Source organism: Lentzea sp. NBRC 105346 (genome assembly GCF_030269605.1).
Taxonomy (GTDB): domain Bacteria; phylum Actinomycetota; class Actinomycetes; order Mycobacteriales; family Pseudonocardiaceae; genus Lentzea.
Genome location: NZ_BSTQ01000010.1, coordinates 20,330 through 35,650 on the forward strand (window position 1 = coordinate 20,330; position 15,321 = coordinate 35,650).

The following is a 15,321-nucleotide window of genomic DNA, read 5'->3' on the forward strand; positions in this document are numbered from 1 at the left end:
CCCGAACCGGCCTCGTGGCGGTCGGGCGGTGGCGGGCTACCAGCCCTTGGACTCGCAGACGACCTCGTAGACGCCCTTCAGGTTGACCATGCGCCCGAGCTCGGCCTGGTCGATCACGGCGGAGAACTGCCTCTCCAGCGAGGCCAGGATCTCGATCGCGCGCAGCGAGTCCGCGCCGTGGTCCTCGTTGAACAGGCTGGTCTCGGTGACCTCGTCGGCCTCGATCTCGAGAATCTCGCAGACGATTTCCTTGATCTGGGCCATGCGTTCGTCGATGGCGACAGTCATCTCGGATTTCCCTTCGGTGATTTTTCTGGGGAACCGGCCCAGTTCGGCGAGATTCCCGTCTTCGTTTCCAACTTTGGCAGCACCCGACCGGGCCAGAAAGGCATTTACCTGATGCTGCAACGCTTACCGCTCTGCGGGGAGGGGTCAGCGGACGTGGCGTCCAGGGACTTCTACGCCCCCGAAGGCCACGTTCGCCGCGCTGTGCGCGCGAGTCGGTAGTGGTTACTCGTCTGATGATCACGAGTTGGTGGTACTTGCAGACGCCGCTGGCGCCGCGGGGTCAGCGGACGTGGCGTCCGGAGACTTCTGTGTCCCCGAACGCCACGATCGCCGCCCCGGTCAGGAGTTGACCAGGCTGGCCGGACGCATGTCCGTCCAGTGCTCGTTGACGTACTCGAGGCAGGAGTCGCGGCTCGCCTCACCGTGCACGGCCCGCCAGCCGGCGGGCACCTCCACGAAGGCTGGCCACAGCGAGTGCTGGTTCTCGTCGTTCACCAGCACGAGGAAGCTGCCCTCGGTGTTCTCGAATGGATTGGTCATGTCATGCAACCTCGATTCGCGATTCTTTCATCAACTTCCCGCAGTTCCTCGGCGAGAATTCGGCCGACCTGCGCGAGCGGGCCCGGTTTCATCAGGTCGGTGTGCTTGCGGTCGATTCGCCGGGTGGTGATCCGACCGCCGACGTAGGGCCGCCACGTCTCCGGGGTGGGCGAGATGTCGATCTTGTCGAGCGTCGCGACGACCACCACGACGTCGCCGTGGTAGAAGGCGGGAACGCTTTCGTGGACGAGGTTCCGGTTGTTGGCGTAGATCCGGCCGATCGCCTCGATGTGCCGCTGCTCCAGGCTCGCCAGCGAGCTGCCGAGCTTGCGCAACGTGTCGGTGACCTTCTGATGGGTCAACGGTTTCGGGCCCAGGTGCCGCCGCTCGAACCCGACCCAGCTGAGCAGGTCGGCGAGCACCTCCTGCTCCCCCAGCTCGGCCAGCGTCTGTCCCGGGTAGGTGTCCAGGATCGCCACGAGGCCGACCTGCTCACCCGCCGCTTCCAGTCGCGCGGCCATGGTGTGCGCCAGGATTCCGCCGGAGGAGTACCCGACGAGGTGGTACGGGCCGGTCGGCTGCACCTCGCGCATCAGCCGCAGGTAGTCGTCCGCCATGTCGGCGAAGCTGCCGGGCAGCTGCTCGTCGGTGTCCAGCCCGCGGGCCTGGAGCCCGTAGATGGGGTGCTCGCCCTGCAGGTGTTTGATCAGCCCGGCGTAGCACCAGGACAGCCCGCCCGCGGGGTGAACGCAGAAGACCGCGGGCCGATCCCCGTGTGGCCGCAACGGAAGCAGCACGTCCAGCGCGTCGGACGCGCGGGCGTCGGAGTCCAACCTGCCCACCAGCGTCGCGACGGTGGGCGCCTCGAAGACGGTGCGGATGGTCAGCGTGACGCCGAAGGCGGACCTGATCTCGTTGATCAGCTTGGTCGCCAGCAGCGAGTGACCGCCGAGGTCGAAGAAGTTGTCGTCGACCCCGACCCTGGGCAGGTCGAGCACCTCGGCGAAGAGGCCCGCGAGGATCTCCTCCTGCGGCGTGCGCGGCCCCTGACCGGACACTGTGGACGCGACGTCCGGCGCGGGCAGCGCCTTGCGGTCGAGTTTTCCGTTGGGGCTCACCGGAAGCGCGTCCAGTACGACGAACGCGCCGGGCACCATGTAGTCGGGCAGGGCGTCCGCCAGGGCGGTACGCACCTGGTCGAGCTCGAGCTCGCCGTCCGGGACGACGTAGCCGACCAGTCGCTTGTCGCCCGGCCGGTCCTCCCGGACGATCACCACGGCCGCCGCCACCCCGGGCTGCCGGGCCAGCACGGTCTCGATCTCGCCGAGCTCGATCCGCAGTCCGCGGATCTTCACCTGGTGGTCCGCGCGGCCGATGTAATGCAGGTTGCCCGAGGCGTCCCACCGGGCGAGGTCGCCGGTGCGGTACATCCGCGACCCCGGCAGGCCGAACGGGTCCGCGACGAAGCGTTCCGCGGTGAGCGCCCGGCGGTCGTGGTAACCGCGGGCCAGCTGGACACCCGCGAGGTACAGCTCGCCCACCACGCCCACCGGCAGCGGGCGCAGCGACGCGTCCAGCACGTACGTGCTGGTGTTCCAGACCGGCGCGCCGATCGGCACGGGCCCCGGCCCGGTGCACTCCCACGAGGTGACGTCGACGGAAGCCTCGGTCGGGCCGTACAGGTTGTGCAGCTCGACACCGGGCAGGGTCTGGTGGAACTGGGCCACGACCTCCTCGGGCAACGCCTCGCCGCTGCACATCACCTGACGCAGGCCGGTGCACCCGGCAGCGGCCGGGTCGGCCAGGAACGCCTGCAGCATCGAGGGAACGAAGTGCAGCGTCGTCACCCGCTCGGCCTGGATCACCTCGGCGAGGTACGCGGGTTCCCGATGACCGTCGGGGCGCGCGACGACCAGCGTGGCGCCCTGGATGAGCGGCCAGAAGAACTCCCACACCGAGACGTCGAAACCGGACGGGGTCTTCTGCAGCACCCGATCCTGCGGGGTGAGTTGGTACTGGTGCTGCATCCACAACAGCCGGTTGACGATTCCCTCGTGCGGCACGAGTACGCCCTTGGGCCGTCCCGTCGACCCGGAGGTGTAGATCACGTACGCCGGGTTGGCCGGCGCCAGGTCCACCTCGGGCGGATGAGCGGCCCCACCCGCGTCCGGGCCGTCGAGCAGCAACAGCTCGACATCGAGATCCGGGGGCAGGCCGGCGGCGGTCGCCTCGGTCGACAACAGCAGGGCCGGACGGGCGTCCGCCAGCGTGAACGCGATCCGGTCGGCCGGGTAGTCCGGGTCGATCGGCAGGTAGGCGGCACCGGCCTTGAGCGTCGCGAGCAACGCGATGATCAGGTGCTCGGAGCGCGGCAACGCCAGTGCGACAACACCTTCCGGCCCCGCACCGCGCGCGGCCAGGTCGTGGGCGAGGCGGTTGGCTCGGGCGTGCAGCTCGGCGTAGGTCAGCTCACGACCCTCGAACACCACGGCGACTTCGTCGGGCGAACGCCGCGCCTGCCGCTCGAGCAGCTCGGTCAACGTGGTCGCCGCGACCGGCGCGGCGGTGTGGTTGAACGCCGTGACGACCTGCTCGTGCTCACCGGGCAACAGCGCGTCGACGGCGCCGATCGGGCTCCGCGGCCCGGCGACGGCGAGGTTGTCGAGGAAGGTGATGAACCGGCGCTGGTGCGCGGCGATCTCCTCACCGGTGTAGAGCTCCGGGTTGGCGTCGAAGTCGATCTGCAGTCCCCGGCCGTCGCCGCGGTCGTAGACGAGGACCGACAGGTCGTCGGACGGTCCGATCGACAGGTTGTGCACGAGTGCGCGGTGCGTGCCGAACTTGAGGTCGTAGTCGAAGATCATGACGTTGACCTCGGGCCCGACCAGCCGCTGGTCGCCGCCGAGCAGCTTGCGGTCGCGGCGCAGGTCCTCGTAGCGGTAACGCTGGTGGCGCATCGCTGACCGCAGCTGGTCGGAGGTGTGCAGCAGCACGTCCTCGACCGGCTGCTCCGGCGACACGGCCAGGCGCAACGGCACGACGTTGGACACCATGCCGGGCGTCGCCCTGGCGGTCCTGCCGAGCCGGGTGGTCACCGGCAGCCCGAGCACCACCTCCGGCGCGGACGTGAACCGCTGCAGGTAGGCGCCCGTGGCCGCCATCAGCACCGACGGCCACGTCACGCCGGCGTCCCTGGCGAGGTCGCGCAGCGCTTCAACGGTCGGCGCGGCGAGGTGCGCGGTGTGCCGGACGAGGCCGTGTGCCATCTTCGGTTTGCGGCCCGCGAGGCTCACCGGCTCGGCGCTGCCCTCGAGCGCGCCGAGCCAGAAGTCGCGGTCCTGACCGAACTTCTCCGACGCCCGGTACTCCGCGTCGAGCTCGACGAGCGCGGACAGCGGCTCGAACGGCGACGGCGAGACCGGGCTGCCGTCGGCGAGGGCGGTGTACACCTCGGCGATCCGCTGCGCGATCAGCGCGACCGTGTAACCGTCGACCGCGACGTGGTGGTAGCGGTAGTACAGGAAGTCGCGGTCCTCGTACACGCGGAACAGTCCGAAGTGGAACATCGGGTCGCGCGAAGGGTCCACCGGCCGGCCGAGATCGGCCCGCATGGCCGCGACCGCCGCCTGTTCGGGACGCGTCTCGGTGCGGAAGTCGACGACTTCCAGCGACCACCGCGGTTCCGCTTCGAGCACTTGGTGGTGGCCGTCCTCGTCGGCGACGATCCGCGCGCGGATCGCCTCCGCCTCGGTGACCACCTGCCGCAGCGCGCGCTCGAGCAGCCCGGCGTCCACGGTGCCGTGGATCTCCAGGTACTCGCCCGCGTTGTAGATGGGGTTCTCGGGATCCAGTTGCTGCGCGTACCAGATTCCCGACTGTGCCGCCGTCAACGGCAGACGGGCGTCGGTCATGGCGATCCGATCTCGTGTCGGTAGGGGGTCGGGACCGTAAGACTCGGGGTGCCGGAACGTAAGACTCGCGCGAGTCGTACGTTCCGGCCCCGCGAGTCCTACCTTCCGGACCCGTGAGTTCTACGTTCGGGCAAAGGAAAGTCAGCCGCAGCCGCCGGCGTGGCCGAAGTCGCCGACGGACGCGAGGGCTGGTGCGTGTGCGGACTCGGCGCCGGCGCTCACCAACGGGCGGGCTTCGGCGTCACGCAACGCCGCCACGAAACCGGGCAGCCGGTCCAGGCCCCAGAACTTGTCGAACCCGCGCGCGAAGAACGGCACGCCGAACACCCCGTCGGAGCTGACGTCGAGCAGTGCGGCGACACCGCGTTCCCGGATCGCCGGGCGTTCCCACGCGTCGGCGAGCCCGTGCGGCTCGAGGCCCAGATCGGTCGCGATCGAGGCGATCGTCTCCGGATCGGAGATGTCCAGTCCGCGTTCCCAGCGGGCGCGGTACACCTCCGCGATGTAGTCCCGGCCGTACCCGCGTTCCTCGGCGACCAGGTACCCGAGGTGCGCGACCTCCCAGTGCGGTTCGCGGTCCACCGGCCAGGTGAACGACAGTCCGCGCTCGGCGGCGAGTCTGCGCACGTCCTGCAGGATGTAGTAGTGCTTCTCGCGCGACATGGCGACGTACGGGAACACCCCGCCCGCCGAGCCGAGCCGCTTGCGCATCAACGGGTCCGGTTCCCAGAACGGACGCCAGTCGATACGGTTCGCGACGTCGGGGTAGGTGTCCATCAGATCCCGGTACGCGAGCCACGAGTACGGGCTGCGGAACGAGAAGTACCAGCGTGGCGGTTTCTTGGCCATCTCGACCGTCCCTTCTAGATGGTGATGCCACCGTCGACTTGGAAGACGGATCCGGTGATGTAGGCGGCCCGATCGGAGGAGAGGAAGCCGACCAGGTCCGCGACCTCGTCCGCGGTGCCGAGGCGGCCGAGCGGGATCGAGGCGAGCGCCTTGTCCTTGACCTTGCCGGACAGGCCCGAGGTCATGTCCGTCTCGATGAACCCCGGCGCGACCACGTTGACGCGGATGCCGTAGCGACCGACCTCCTTGGCCAGCGCGCGGGAGAACCCGATGATCCCGGCCTTCGAGGCCGAGTAGTTCGTCTGCGTCGCGTTGCCGTAGACGCCCGCGACCGACGAGATGTTCACGATGTTGCCGCTGCGACGCTTCATCATCTCGAAAACCGTTGCGCGGCAGACGTTGTAGACACCGGAGAGGTTGACGTCGATGACCCGGTGCCAGTCGTCGTCCGGCATCATCGCCAGCGGGTTGTCCTTGGTGATGCCCGCCGAGGTCACCAGCGTGCTGGGCAGACCGAGCTCGTCCCAGATCTCGCCGAGCATCGCCCGGACCGACGTGCCGTCGGCGACGTCGGCGCGCACCGCGCGGACCCGGACACCGAGCTCGCCGGCCTCCTTCTCCAACTCCCGCGCGGCTTCGTCGTTGGACTGGTAGCAGAAGCCGACGTCGTAGCCGTCGGCCGCGAGCCGCAGCACGCAGGCCCGGCCGATTCCACGTGACCCTCCGGTCACCAGGGCCACACGATTGGTGTCGTCGTTGGGCATCGAAGTCTCCTCGTGAGTCGGTCAGGAACCCTGGGGCGCCGGACGCAGCACCTCGGCCGGACGGAACGCCATCACCACGCGCGACACGGTCATCACGACCTCGTCCCCGACCACGCAGTCGCCTTCGAACATCACGGTGTCCGGCAACGCGCGCTGCACGGTGACGCGGTGCTCCAGCACATCGCCGGGCAGCACCGGGCGCAGGAACTCGACGTCCGAGATGCCGCCGAAGAGCATCACCTTGCCCGCCAGCACATCCGGGTTCGGATCGGTCCACGTCGCCAGCACGCCCGCCGCCTGGCACCACGACTCGACCAGCAGCACCTCCGGGTACGCGAGCTGCTCGGCGCGCAGGTCGTCCGGCAGTCCCGCGTACCAGGGTTCGTTGACGCTGACGGCTTTCCGCGCGGTGATCCGCTCGCCCGGCACGAGCTCGGTGACGGCGTCCACGAGCAGCATCGGATAGCGGTGCGGCAACACCCGCCGGATGTCGGCGACGGTGATCACGACGTTCCTCCCTCGCGGTACCGGAGCCGGACCTTGGCCGCCTCACCGCGCGGCGACGAGATCACCGCCACGCACGTCCATTCGCCGTCCCGGGCCTTCCAGTCGAGCTCCACGGTCAGCTCGTCGCCAGGAAACGTCGGCCCGATGAACCTGGTCGACTCGATCGCGGCCAGCTCCAGATCGCGGTGATCCGGCGTGCCGGCCAGCGCGCTGCGATGCACGCACTCCACGAGACCGACCCCTGGGAAAATCGGGAAACCGGGGTAGTGGCCCGCGAAGATCGGGTTGTCCTCCGCGATCGTGATGGTCGTGGTCCCCGGCGCCTCGACGCGGATGCCCTCGCGGACCGGTGAGCAGGTGGTGGCCACGTCAGGCCGCCAGCTTCTCGAGCATGAGCCGGTACGCGCTGTCGAGGCACGTGACCTGCTTCAGCTCGGCCTCACGCATCCGGACGCCGTACTTCTTCTCCAGCACGACGACGACTTCCAGCGCCATCAACGAGTCGACCTCGAGGTCGTCGACGAACGACGCCTCGTCGGTCACGTCGCCGACCTCGACGTCGAGCACCTCCGCGACGGTGCGCCGCAGATCTTCCTTGTCCAGCACGGGGTTCACGATCCCGGTCATCAACTTCTCCTTGTTTCTGGTGAGCGGTCAGGCCAGGCCCAGCACGGCGCAGCCGACGACGCCCTCGTCCACGGCGGTGATCAGCGCGACCCGACCGGCCGCGCCGCGGTCGCGTTCGGCCATCGCCAGCACCGCGGTGATCTGCATGGCCGAAGCGGCACCCGCGGTGTCGCCGATCAGCGACAGGTCCGGCGAGCGGTACGCATCGAGGTCGCCGAGCACCTCGCGCAGTGCGGCTTCCTCACCGGGCCCGGCCGTGCCGGACGGCGACACCGCCCAGACATCGGCGGCCGAAGCACCCGCGCGGTCCAGCGCGCGGCGCACGCACGCGGTGAGCGCCGGCCCGCAGTCGTCGGTGAACACACCGAACTCGACCGCACGCACCTCGGCGAGCGCACGACGTCCCGGGTCCTCGGCTCCGCACTCGAGCTGCACCATGGCGCAGCCCTCGCCCAGCACGCGCGCGTCGTCTCCGGACCCGACGCGGTCCAGCCAGGACCGCGCGGCCGAGTACTCCTCGACCGCACCGCACAGCGCGGTGTCCGCCCGGCCGGACGTCAGCAGCCGGCGCGCGTAGTTCAGCGCGTGCAGGCCCGCCACCCGGCCACCGGCGACCGTCGCGTTGGGACCACGCAGCTGGTGCCAGATCGCGCATTGTCCCGCGGCGCAGTTCATCACGGTGTTGGGGAACCGCGAGGGATCGACGAAGAACGGCTTCTCACCGGTCAGTGAGTCCCTGGTGAAGTCCATCATGCTCTGGGCGCTGCCGGTGGTGGTGCCGAGCACGAGCGCGGCGTGGTCACCGGTCGCGATCTCGCGTCCGCGCGGCTGGTCGTCGAGCATCTTGCCGACGGTCGCCACGGCCAGTCCGGTCGCGCGGTCCATCGACCGCGTGCCCTTCTTGCCCAGGACGCCGGCGGCGGTGAAACCGGGCACCAGGCACGCTTCCGCGTCAGGTCCGGTCCACAGTTCCTTGTCCAGCGCCAGTTTCGTCGCCCGGCCCGCGTGCAGGCCGTCGGCGAACGCGTCACGCCCGATGCCGAACGGGGACACCGCGGACCACGCGGTGATCACCGGGTTGCGCACGAGTGTCGTGGTGTTCACGGCAGCATCGCTCCTTGTCGTCGTGGTCATAGGAAGAACACCCGCTCGTAGTCGGGCCAGCGCCGGGCCATCTCGCCGGACGCGGCCGTGCGGACACCCGGCAGCAGCGCACCCGGATCAATCCCGAACGGCGCGAGGTCGGGCTCCTCGACCCAAACGTCCACACCGGACTCCTGGAGCCGGGCCAGGTCGCGGCGCGGATCGGTGAGGACGTCCACCTTGCGGTTCCCGATCTGGATGGCGCCGACCTCACCACCGGTCGCCGCGTAGCTCACCGCGGGACCGCGCAGCAGGAGGTCGAGCCCACCGAGCTGGCGGTGCAGCTCGACCGCCAGGTACAGCGCGTCGAGGAACTGCTTCTCGACCGCGCCGCGGTAGGCGCGCTCCATGATCGCCAGGCTGTCGGCCATCTCAGATCACCCCGACCAGCAGCGTCTTGTCCGCGGCGGCCACGTTGTCCGCGTACCTGGCCGGCGGGCGCATGACCACCTGCGGGAGGTGGTCCGTGGCGCCCCGGTCGTCACTGCAGAACCGGCAGCCGTACCAGAACAGCGTCTCCGGGAAGGCGTCGAGCAGCTCCCGCACCAGCGTCGCGGTCGTCGGGTAGTCCACCGACCAGTCGGCGAGGTTGCGCGGCTTACTGTCGCCCAGCGCCCGCTGGGTCAGCAGCGTGGCGTAGCCGCATGTCCACACCTGGACGCGCGCACCCCGCGTGAGCATCGCCTGCAGCAGGCGCAGCACGCTGGTGACGGTGTCGTCGGCGTGCGGCGCGCCCATCACCGTGACGAGCACGTCGGTGCGCGGAATCGCTTTCGCCATCAGTGCACCACCACCCGCACGCCCGGAGCCAGCACCTGTTCGGCGACGACATCCACGTCGGCCCAGTGGGCGCCTTCCGGCAGCGCCATGTCCGCGAGCGCACGCGCGGCGGCCGAGAACCGGTCGACCCACACCTCCGCGCCGGCGTCGAGCACGGCGACCAGCTCGGCGGACCCTCCGGCCGCCGCGAACGCGGTCGCGTCCTGCATCAGCACCACCGTCACGGCGGGCCCGGTGACCCCGGTCCTGGTTTTGGCAAGCGCCGCGGCGTCGGCCAGGAACCGGGCCGCGCCGGGACCGGACCACGGTCCCTGCGTGGCCACCAGCAGGTGTCGCGGCCGGCTACCGGTCGCCGTGCCCGTGCTCATGCCGGGTTCACCCGGGAGAAGGCGTCCAGCACGCGCTGGTCGAACGGAACCAGCTTCCAGTCCTTCCGGTTCTCGATCACCGCGTAGCCGTGGGTGATCGTGCCGGTGGACGTCTGCACCAGCCGGCCGTCGCGCACCACATAGGTGTCCATGCGGGACCGGTAGGTGAAGTCCTTGAAGATCTCCTCGACGGTGTAGATCGTGTAGAGGTCCTCCTCCATGAGGGCCTCGTCGAGGAACTCGATCTTCGAGTGCGGCACGACGGGGATCCAGCGGCGGTCGTCCAGCAGCGTCTTGATGGAGATGCCGCGGTCGGCGAGGAACAGGTCGACGACCTCCTCCATCTGCCGCAGGTAGCCCGACATCTGCAGGCGCTCGTTGTTGTGGCAGTAGGGGTACGGGATGCGCCACTTCCAGCCGAAGGCGTTGCGGCCCGCGGTCAGCTGCTTGAGCACCGGGTCGTCGCTGGTGCCGCGGCCCGCCGCCAGCTCGGTGCTGTCGGCCACGTCGACCGGCTCGCCGGGCTCGGCACCGCCGATCCGGTCGACCACGAACGGAGCGAGCTCGGCCGGGACAACGTCGGCCGGGTCGATGTAGGTGTCCTTGCGCAGCGCGACGGTCACCTTGGACGTGACGTCCTTGGTCTCGCCGCCGTGCTTGACGATCGTCACGGCGAACGTCAGCTTGTCCGAGCCCGGCTTGATCTTGGGCTCGACCGTCGCGACGGCGACGTCGTCGAGGTGGAAGGCGTTGAGGATGCGCGTGTCGATGGACACGATGTCCAGGCCCAGCCCGAACTCCTCGTACAGGTACCGGCTGGACAGCCCGGCCCGGCGGAAGTGCTCCAGCACGGCTTCCTCGACGAGGTAGTTGACGTGCTTGAAACCGATCCAGGTGCAGATGTTGTTGCCCTCGTACCGCGGCCGCAGCGCCACCTGGGTGACGTCGGCCAACAGCGCGTTGGTGGTGGACTCGGCAACCGCGGTCATTGGTGTTGCTCCCCTGCTGGTCGGTGACCGAGCGCCGGTCGGCGTCCGGTCGGTAAAGCGGTGACGAACTCGGTGATGGCGGCGGCGAAGGCCTCCGCCCGTTCGGACATCAGGAAATGGCCGCATCCGGACAGCACGCGCACTCGGGCATCCGGCAGCCTGGCCGCCAGGTCGACGGCCTCACCGGGCACCGCGGCGAAGTCCCGCTCCCCCGCCAGCAGCAGGCACGGCACCCGGATCGCGTCCGTGCGCAGCCACGGGGTTTCCAGGTATGTCTGGAAGAACCGCGTCCAGCCGTACGGACCGACGTTGTCCCGCACGCGGTACGCCAGGTCGAGCCGCAGGTCCCGGCCGAGCCGGCCCGCCGAGTGCACGCGGATGCCGTCTTCCATGATCAGGTGGAAGTCGTTGAGGTACCGCGAGATGTCGGCCCAGTCGAACGACTCCGGGTCGGCGCGGTAGAACGGGGAGACCAGGACCAGCGCGCGGATTCCGTACTTGTCGAAGGGATCCCGGCCCGCGGCCAGCTCGCGGTCGAGGAGCGTCAGCAGCAGGGTCGCCGAGAACGAGTGCGCCACCACGACGTCCGCGCCGCCGGGCACCTCGTCCAGCGCCTCACCGATCCAGCCGGGCAGGTCGCCGCGGTTGCTCCACGACGCCACGCCCTCACCGCGCCACGGCAGGTCCGCCGACCAGAGGTCGAACTCGTGCCCGGCCTGCTCGGCGAAGTCGTTCCACACCGTGCTGCTGTTGGCCAAGCCGTGCAGCAGCAACAGTTTGGGCCCGGTGCCGTTCTCCTGATGTCTCCGTACGACGACCGGTCGTTCGAGCTCGGTCGCCAGACTCATCCCGCCACCTCGGCGCGTCGCAGGACCAGCCCGGCGGTGGCGTCGTCATCGTCGCCGCCCGCGAGCAGGTAGACCGGCCCCTCGCCGCGGTCGGCGAACCAGCCGACGGTGGCGACGCACTGCATGACACCGAGAGCACCCGAGGTGACGCCCCAGGTCTTGCCCAGGTCGTACTGCGGCACACCGGCGAGGAGCTCGGCGGGCGCGGCGGCGTTGGTCTCCGGCAGCTGCAGCAACGCGGGTTCCGCACCGTCCGAACCGGACAGCCGGTCGACGCACTCGCGCACTCCCCCGGTCCGGATGTAGCGCCCCACCGTCGCGAGCGCGCCGGCGTTCCGCTCGGCGGCGGCATCGGCGTGCTCGACGACGAGGCCGATGGCGCCGTCGACGGTCCGGCGGCCGCCGAGGAGCTTGCGCACGGCCTCGTTGTCCGGCTCGACCCCGAGGACCAGCACCCGGCTCACCCGGCCCGCCGCGACCATGTTCGCCGCCCAGAACACGGCGTCGAGCCCGGACGTGGCCCCGTTGCACACCATCATGTTCGGGCCTCGCAGGCCGAACCGGATGGCCACCGAGGTGGCGATCACGTTGCTCGACGCGTTCGGCAGGTCCATCGGGCTGGTGCCCATCGTGGTCTCCGCCGCGATGGTGTCCAGCGCGCCGGTGACCGTGTCCACGTTGCCGAAGTTGGAGCTCGCGACCACACCGATCGAGGCGTCCGGAACCGTGAGGCCGGAGTCGTCCAGCAGACCGGCGTCGCGCAACGTGACATCGGCCGCGCAGTACGCCAGCTGGGTCGCGCGATCCTTGTAGCGCAAGCCTTTCTTGCCGATCCGGTCCTGCGGATCGACCGGCACCGCGCCCCTGGCGGCCGCGTTGAGCAGGCTCTGCGCCGAAGCCGCTCGCGGCAGCGTGACGCCGACCCCGGTGACGACCACCTTCATCGAACTGCCTCCACGATCGCGACGGCGTTGATGCCGCCGAAGCCGAATGCGTTGATCTGCGCCACCGACACGTCGGCGGTGGCGGCTTCGCCGAGCGCGAACCGGAAGTCCGCGGCCTCGTCGACCGGGTCGGTCAGCCCGACGATCGGCGGGACGACACCGAACTTGAGGGATTCCATGCCCACCACCAGGTTCATCAGCCCGGAGGCGCCGGACGTGTGCCCGGTCATGGACTTGATGGCCGCCATCAGCGGGGTGCCGATGTGCTTGCCGTACACGTCGGCCATCGCGGTCGCCTCGGCCTCGTCGTTGAGCAACGTGCCGGTGCCGTGCAGCAGCACCAGGTCCACGTCCTCGGGCTTGACGCCCGCCAGGTCGTGCGCGTCGCGCATCGCGGTCGCGATACCCGCCGGATGCGGTGCGGTGACGTGGAAAGCGTCGCAGTTGACCGACACCGCGCGCAGCAGCCCGCGGTCCTGCCCACTCGGGTCGCGGCGCAGCACGACCGCGGCGGCGCCATCGCCCATCAGCACGCCGGTGCGGTTGCGGTCGAACGGGCGCACCCGGTCCGGCGGTGCCGCGTGCACGCGTTCCAGCAGGCCGTGCATGCTCTCGGTGAGCACGTCGACGCCCGCCACGATCACCGTGTCCGCCGCATCGAGCGCGAGCAGGTCGGTGCCCATCGCCAGCGCGTAGAGCGACGCTGAGCAGGCGTTGGAGAACGTGTAGGTGACCTCCGCACCGAACCGCTCCCGCAGCGCCGTGCCGAAGTGCAGCTCGTCGGCGGTGAACGCCACGCCCTCGCGCCACCACAGTTCGAGCGAACGCAGCTCGCGCAGCCCGGTGCCGACCAGGATCGGCACGTCGGTCAGGTCCTCGAGCCCAGCACTGCTCGCAGCTTCGGCGATCGCCTCGGCCAGCAGCCCGGTGGCGCGCCGCGGTACGTCCTTTCCGGCCTCCGGCCGGTTGTCCACCTCGTAGGCGCTGCGCGCCCGGTAGTTCTCCGGATCGAAGCCGCGCAGCGGCGCGAGTCCCGTCTGACCGAGGCAGAGGTTGGTGAACAGTTCGTCGACACCATGTCCGATGCTGGCTACCGCACCAGAACCGGTGATGTACCAGCTCATGACATGCGCTCCTCATACTTGCCGAGAATGACGACCGAGTTGTTGCCGCCGAACGCGAGCCCGTTGTTCTGCACGATCTTCAGATCCGCGGGGACCGCGTGGTTCGGCACGCAGTCGACGTCGCATTCGGGGTCGGTCGTGGAGTGGTTGATCGTCGGGGGGATGAAGCCTTCGGTGATGGCCAGCGCACACGCGATCGCGGCGAGGGCACTCGCGGCACCCATCGTGTGGCCGATCATCGACTTGACGGAGATCGTGCGCGGCGGCTCGTCGCCGAACACCGAGCGGATGGCACGGGACTCCGTGACGTCATTGGCCTTCGTGCCGGTGCCGTGCGCGGAGACGAGGTCGACCTCGCCCGGCTTGACGCCGGCGTTCTCCAGCGCCAGCCGCATGCACTCGGCGACACTGTCCTGTTTGGGCGCGACCTGGTGGTACGCGTCGCAGTTCAGTCCGTAGCCGAGCACCTCGGCGTAGATCCGGGCGCCCCGCGCGAGCGCGGAGTCCAGGCTCTCCAGGACGAGGATCCCCGCGCCCTCACCGGTCAGAATGCCCTTGCGGTCGGCGTCGAACGGCTGGCACCGTTCCGGCGCGATCGTGCCGAGCCGGTAGAAGCCCGTGAAAGTCTTGCGGCACATGGCATCGGCCCCACCACAGAGAGCGAACTCCGCAACGCCTTCACGCACCGCGTCGAACCCGTATCCGATCGCGTAGTTGCCGGCCGCACACGCCGTGGGCAGCGTGACCGCCTCCACATCGGACAGTCCGAGCTCCTGCGCGATGGCGGCGGAGAGCCGCCCAGCGGGCACGCGCCTGGCCTGCCGGGGTTCCATCCGCTCCGGCCCGTGCCGAACCTCGGTCTCCACGAGCTGGTCGAGATCACGCGACTCACCGTCCGTGGTGCCGATCGAGATGACGCCGTGCTTGTCCCGCAACGACTCCGGCGCGAGCCCGGCGTCCCGCACGGCCATGCCGGCGGCGGCGACCGAGAACTGGGTGGCCCGGCCGAGCGAGGCGGGGTCCAGTGTGTGGATCCAGTTCTCCGGATCGAAGTCGGCCACCTCACAACCGTTGGCGTACGCATAGCCTTCGGTGTCGAACATGGAGATCGGCCGGGCGCCGCTGCGTCCGGCGCGCAGCCCCGCCACGAACTCGGCGGCACCGGTGCCGATACTCGAGAACACCCCGACCCCGGTGATCACCACGCGCCGCCGCGGCGGGCCACTCGGGTTCCTCTCCGGTGACAAACCTGACGTCATGACGCACTCCGCCCGTCGCTTCTGCCTTCTGCCGCCGTCTACTTCACCGTCCGTACCGGACCGTCTTCAAGGAAGCTGCAGAAAGCTGCGAACGCGGAGAAAGCAGCGTGCCCGGCGATCGCCGAGGACCTCAGGCGGATCGCAGGTGCTCGACACCGCAGCCACGCCAACGCTGGAACCGCTCGCTGCCGAACCTGCGGAAGAAGCTCATGCAACGGTTGCGGATCGCAGACGAGCGCGTGCGGACCGGCCGCGGGTCGACCATCCCGATCACCGTCGACGCGCAACGCGCCGGGGAGCTCGGCGGCACCCTGGTCGCCGGTCCCAGGCCCGACGGTGGCCGGGTGACCGTGCGGCTACCGCTCCCGTGAGCTCCTGCG

18 protein-coding genes are annotated in these 15,321 nt (G+C 69.9%); 1 reads left to right on the top strand and 17 read right to left on the bottom strand.

What is annotated here, in order from left to right; translation table 11 throughout:
• Positions 1-36: 36 nt before the first annotated feature.
• From QSK35_RS21565 to QSK35_RS21645, 17 genes are all read right to left on the bottom strand, one after another.
• Positions 37-288 (bottom strand): acyl carrier protein, encoded by a 252-nt coding sequence (locus QSK35_RS21565; protein ID WP_285748969.1) that lies wholly within the window; start codon positions 286-288, stop codon positions 37-39.
• Between the two features lie 339 nt (positions 289-627).
• On the bottom strand, positions 628-828 hold the full coding sequence (locus QSK35_RS21570; protein ID WP_285748971.1) for an MbtH family protein: 201 nt from the start codon (positions 826-828) through the stop codon (positions 628-630).
• Entirely contained in the window at positions 825-4,739 is a 3,915-nt protein-coding gene (locus QSK35_RS21575; protein ID WP_285748974.1) for a non-ribosomal peptide synthetase, read from the bottom strand. Before QSK35_RS21575 ends, QSK35_RS21570 begins: the two co-directional genes overlap by 4 nt.
• Positions 4,740-4,880: 141 nt before the next feature.
• Positions 4,881-5,588: a 2-hydroxychromene-2-carboxylate isomerase gene (locus tag QSK35_RS21580; protein WP_285748976.1), complete on the bottom strand. Its 708-nt coding sequence runs from the start codon at positions 5,586-5,588 to the stop codon at positions 4,881-4,883.
• A 14-nt stretch (positions 5,589-5,602) separates the two neighbouring features.
• The gene (fabG, locus tag QSK35_RS21585; RefSeq protein WP_285748978.1) at positions 5,603-6,352 is read right to left on the bottom strand and encodes a 3-oxoacyl-[acyl-carrier-protein] reductase; all 750 of its coding nucleotides are present in this window, start codon (positions 6,350-6,352) and stop codon (positions 5,603-5,605) included.
• A gap of 21 nt (positions 6,353-6,373) precedes the next feature.
• Positions 6,374-6,859: a 3-hydroxyacyl-ACP dehydratase FabZ family protein gene (locus tag QSK35_RS21590; protein ID WP_285748980.1), complete on the bottom strand. Its 486-nt coding sequence runs from the start codon at positions 6,857-6,859 to the stop codon at positions 6,374-6,376.
• Positions 6,856-7,227 carry a 3-hydroxyacyl-ACP dehydratase FabZ family protein gene (locus QSK35_RS21595; protein WP_285748981.1) on the bottom strand — a complete coding sequence of 124 codons (372 nt, stop codon included), beginning with the start codon at positions 7,225-7,227 and terminating at the stop codon, positions 6,856-6,858. Before QSK35_RS21595 ends, QSK35_RS21590 begins: the two co-directional genes overlap by 4 nt.
• 1 nt (position 7,228) lies before the next feature.
• Positions 7,229-7,486 carry an acyl carrier protein gene (locus QSK35_RS21600; RefSeq protein WP_285748983.1) on the bottom strand — a complete coding sequence of 86 codons (258 nt, stop codon included), beginning with the start codon at positions 7,484-7,486 and terminating at the stop codon, positions 7,229-7,231.
• A 27-nt stretch (positions 7,487-7,513) separates the two neighbouring features.
• Positions 7,514-8,590 (bottom strand): beta-ketoacyl synthase N-terminal-like domain-containing protein, encoded by a 1,077-nt coding sequence (locus QSK35_RS21605; protein WP_285748985.1) that lies wholly within the window; start codon positions 8,588-8,590, stop codon positions 7,514-7,516.
• A 26-nt stretch (positions 8,591-8,616) separates the two neighbouring features.
• Positions 8,617-9,000, bottom strand: a complete 384-nt coding sequence (locus QSK35_RS21610; RefSeq protein WP_285748987.1) for a hypothetical protein — start codon at positions 8,998-9,000, stop codon at positions 8,617-8,619.
• Between the two features lies 1 nt (position 9,001).
• Entirely contained in the window at positions 9,002-9,409 is a 408-nt protein-coding gene (locus QSK35_RS21615) for a hypothetical protein (RefSeq protein ID WP_285748989.1), read from the bottom strand.
• Positions 9,409-9,777, bottom strand: a complete 369-nt coding sequence (locus QSK35_RS21620; protein ID WP_285748991.1) for a hypothetical protein — start codon at positions 9,775-9,777, stop codon at positions 9,409-9,411. Before QSK35_RS21620 ends, QSK35_RS21615 begins: the two co-directional genes overlap by 1 nt.
• Positions 9,774-10,766, bottom strand: a complete 993-nt coding sequence (locus QSK35_RS21625; protein WP_285748993.1) for a thioesterase family protein — start codon at positions 10,764-10,766, stop codon at positions 9,774-9,776. The genes QSK35_RS21620 and QSK35_RS21625 overlap by 4 nt, the downstream gene beginning before the upstream one ends.
• Positions 10,763-11,614, bottom strand: coding sequence for an alpha/beta fold hydrolase (locus QSK35_RS21630; protein ID WP_285748995.1), 852 nt, complete (start codon positions 11,612-11,614; stop codon positions 10,763-10,765). Before QSK35_RS21630 ends, QSK35_RS21625 begins: the two co-directional genes overlap by 4 nt.
• Positions 11,611-12,558, bottom strand: a complete 948-nt coding sequence (locus tag QSK35_RS21635; protein WP_285748997.1) for a beta-ketoacyl synthase N-terminal-like domain-containing protein — start codon at positions 12,556-12,558, stop codon at positions 11,611-11,613. The genes QSK35_RS21630 and QSK35_RS21635 overlap by 4 nt, the downstream gene beginning before the upstream one ends.
• Positions 12,555-13,682: a beta-ketoacyl-[acyl-carrier-protein] synthase family protein gene (locus tag QSK35_RS21640; RefSeq protein WP_285748999.1), complete on the bottom strand. Its 1,128-nt coding sequence runs from the start codon at positions 13,680-13,682 to the stop codon at positions 12,555-12,557. Before QSK35_RS21640 ends, QSK35_RS21635 begins: the two co-directional genes overlap by 4 nt.
• A complete protein-coding gene (locus QSK35_RS21645) occupies positions 13,679-14,941 on the bottom strand; it encodes a beta-ketoacyl-[acyl-carrier-protein] synthase family protein (RefSeq protein WP_285749001.1) in 1,263 nt (420 codons plus the stop codon). The genes QSK35_RS21640 and QSK35_RS21645 overlap by 4 nt, the downstream gene beginning before the upstream one ends.
• 209 nt (positions 14,942-15,150) lie before the next feature.
• On the opposite strand from QSK35_RS21645, the gene QSK35_RS21650 reads away from it, so the two are divergent.
• A complete protein-coding gene (locus tag QSK35_RS21650; RefSeq protein ID WP_285749003.1) occupies positions 15,151-15,312 on the top strand; it encodes an ATP-binding protein in 162 nt (53 codons plus the stop codon).
• The last annotated feature ends 9 nt before the right edge of the window (positions 15,313-15,321 follow it).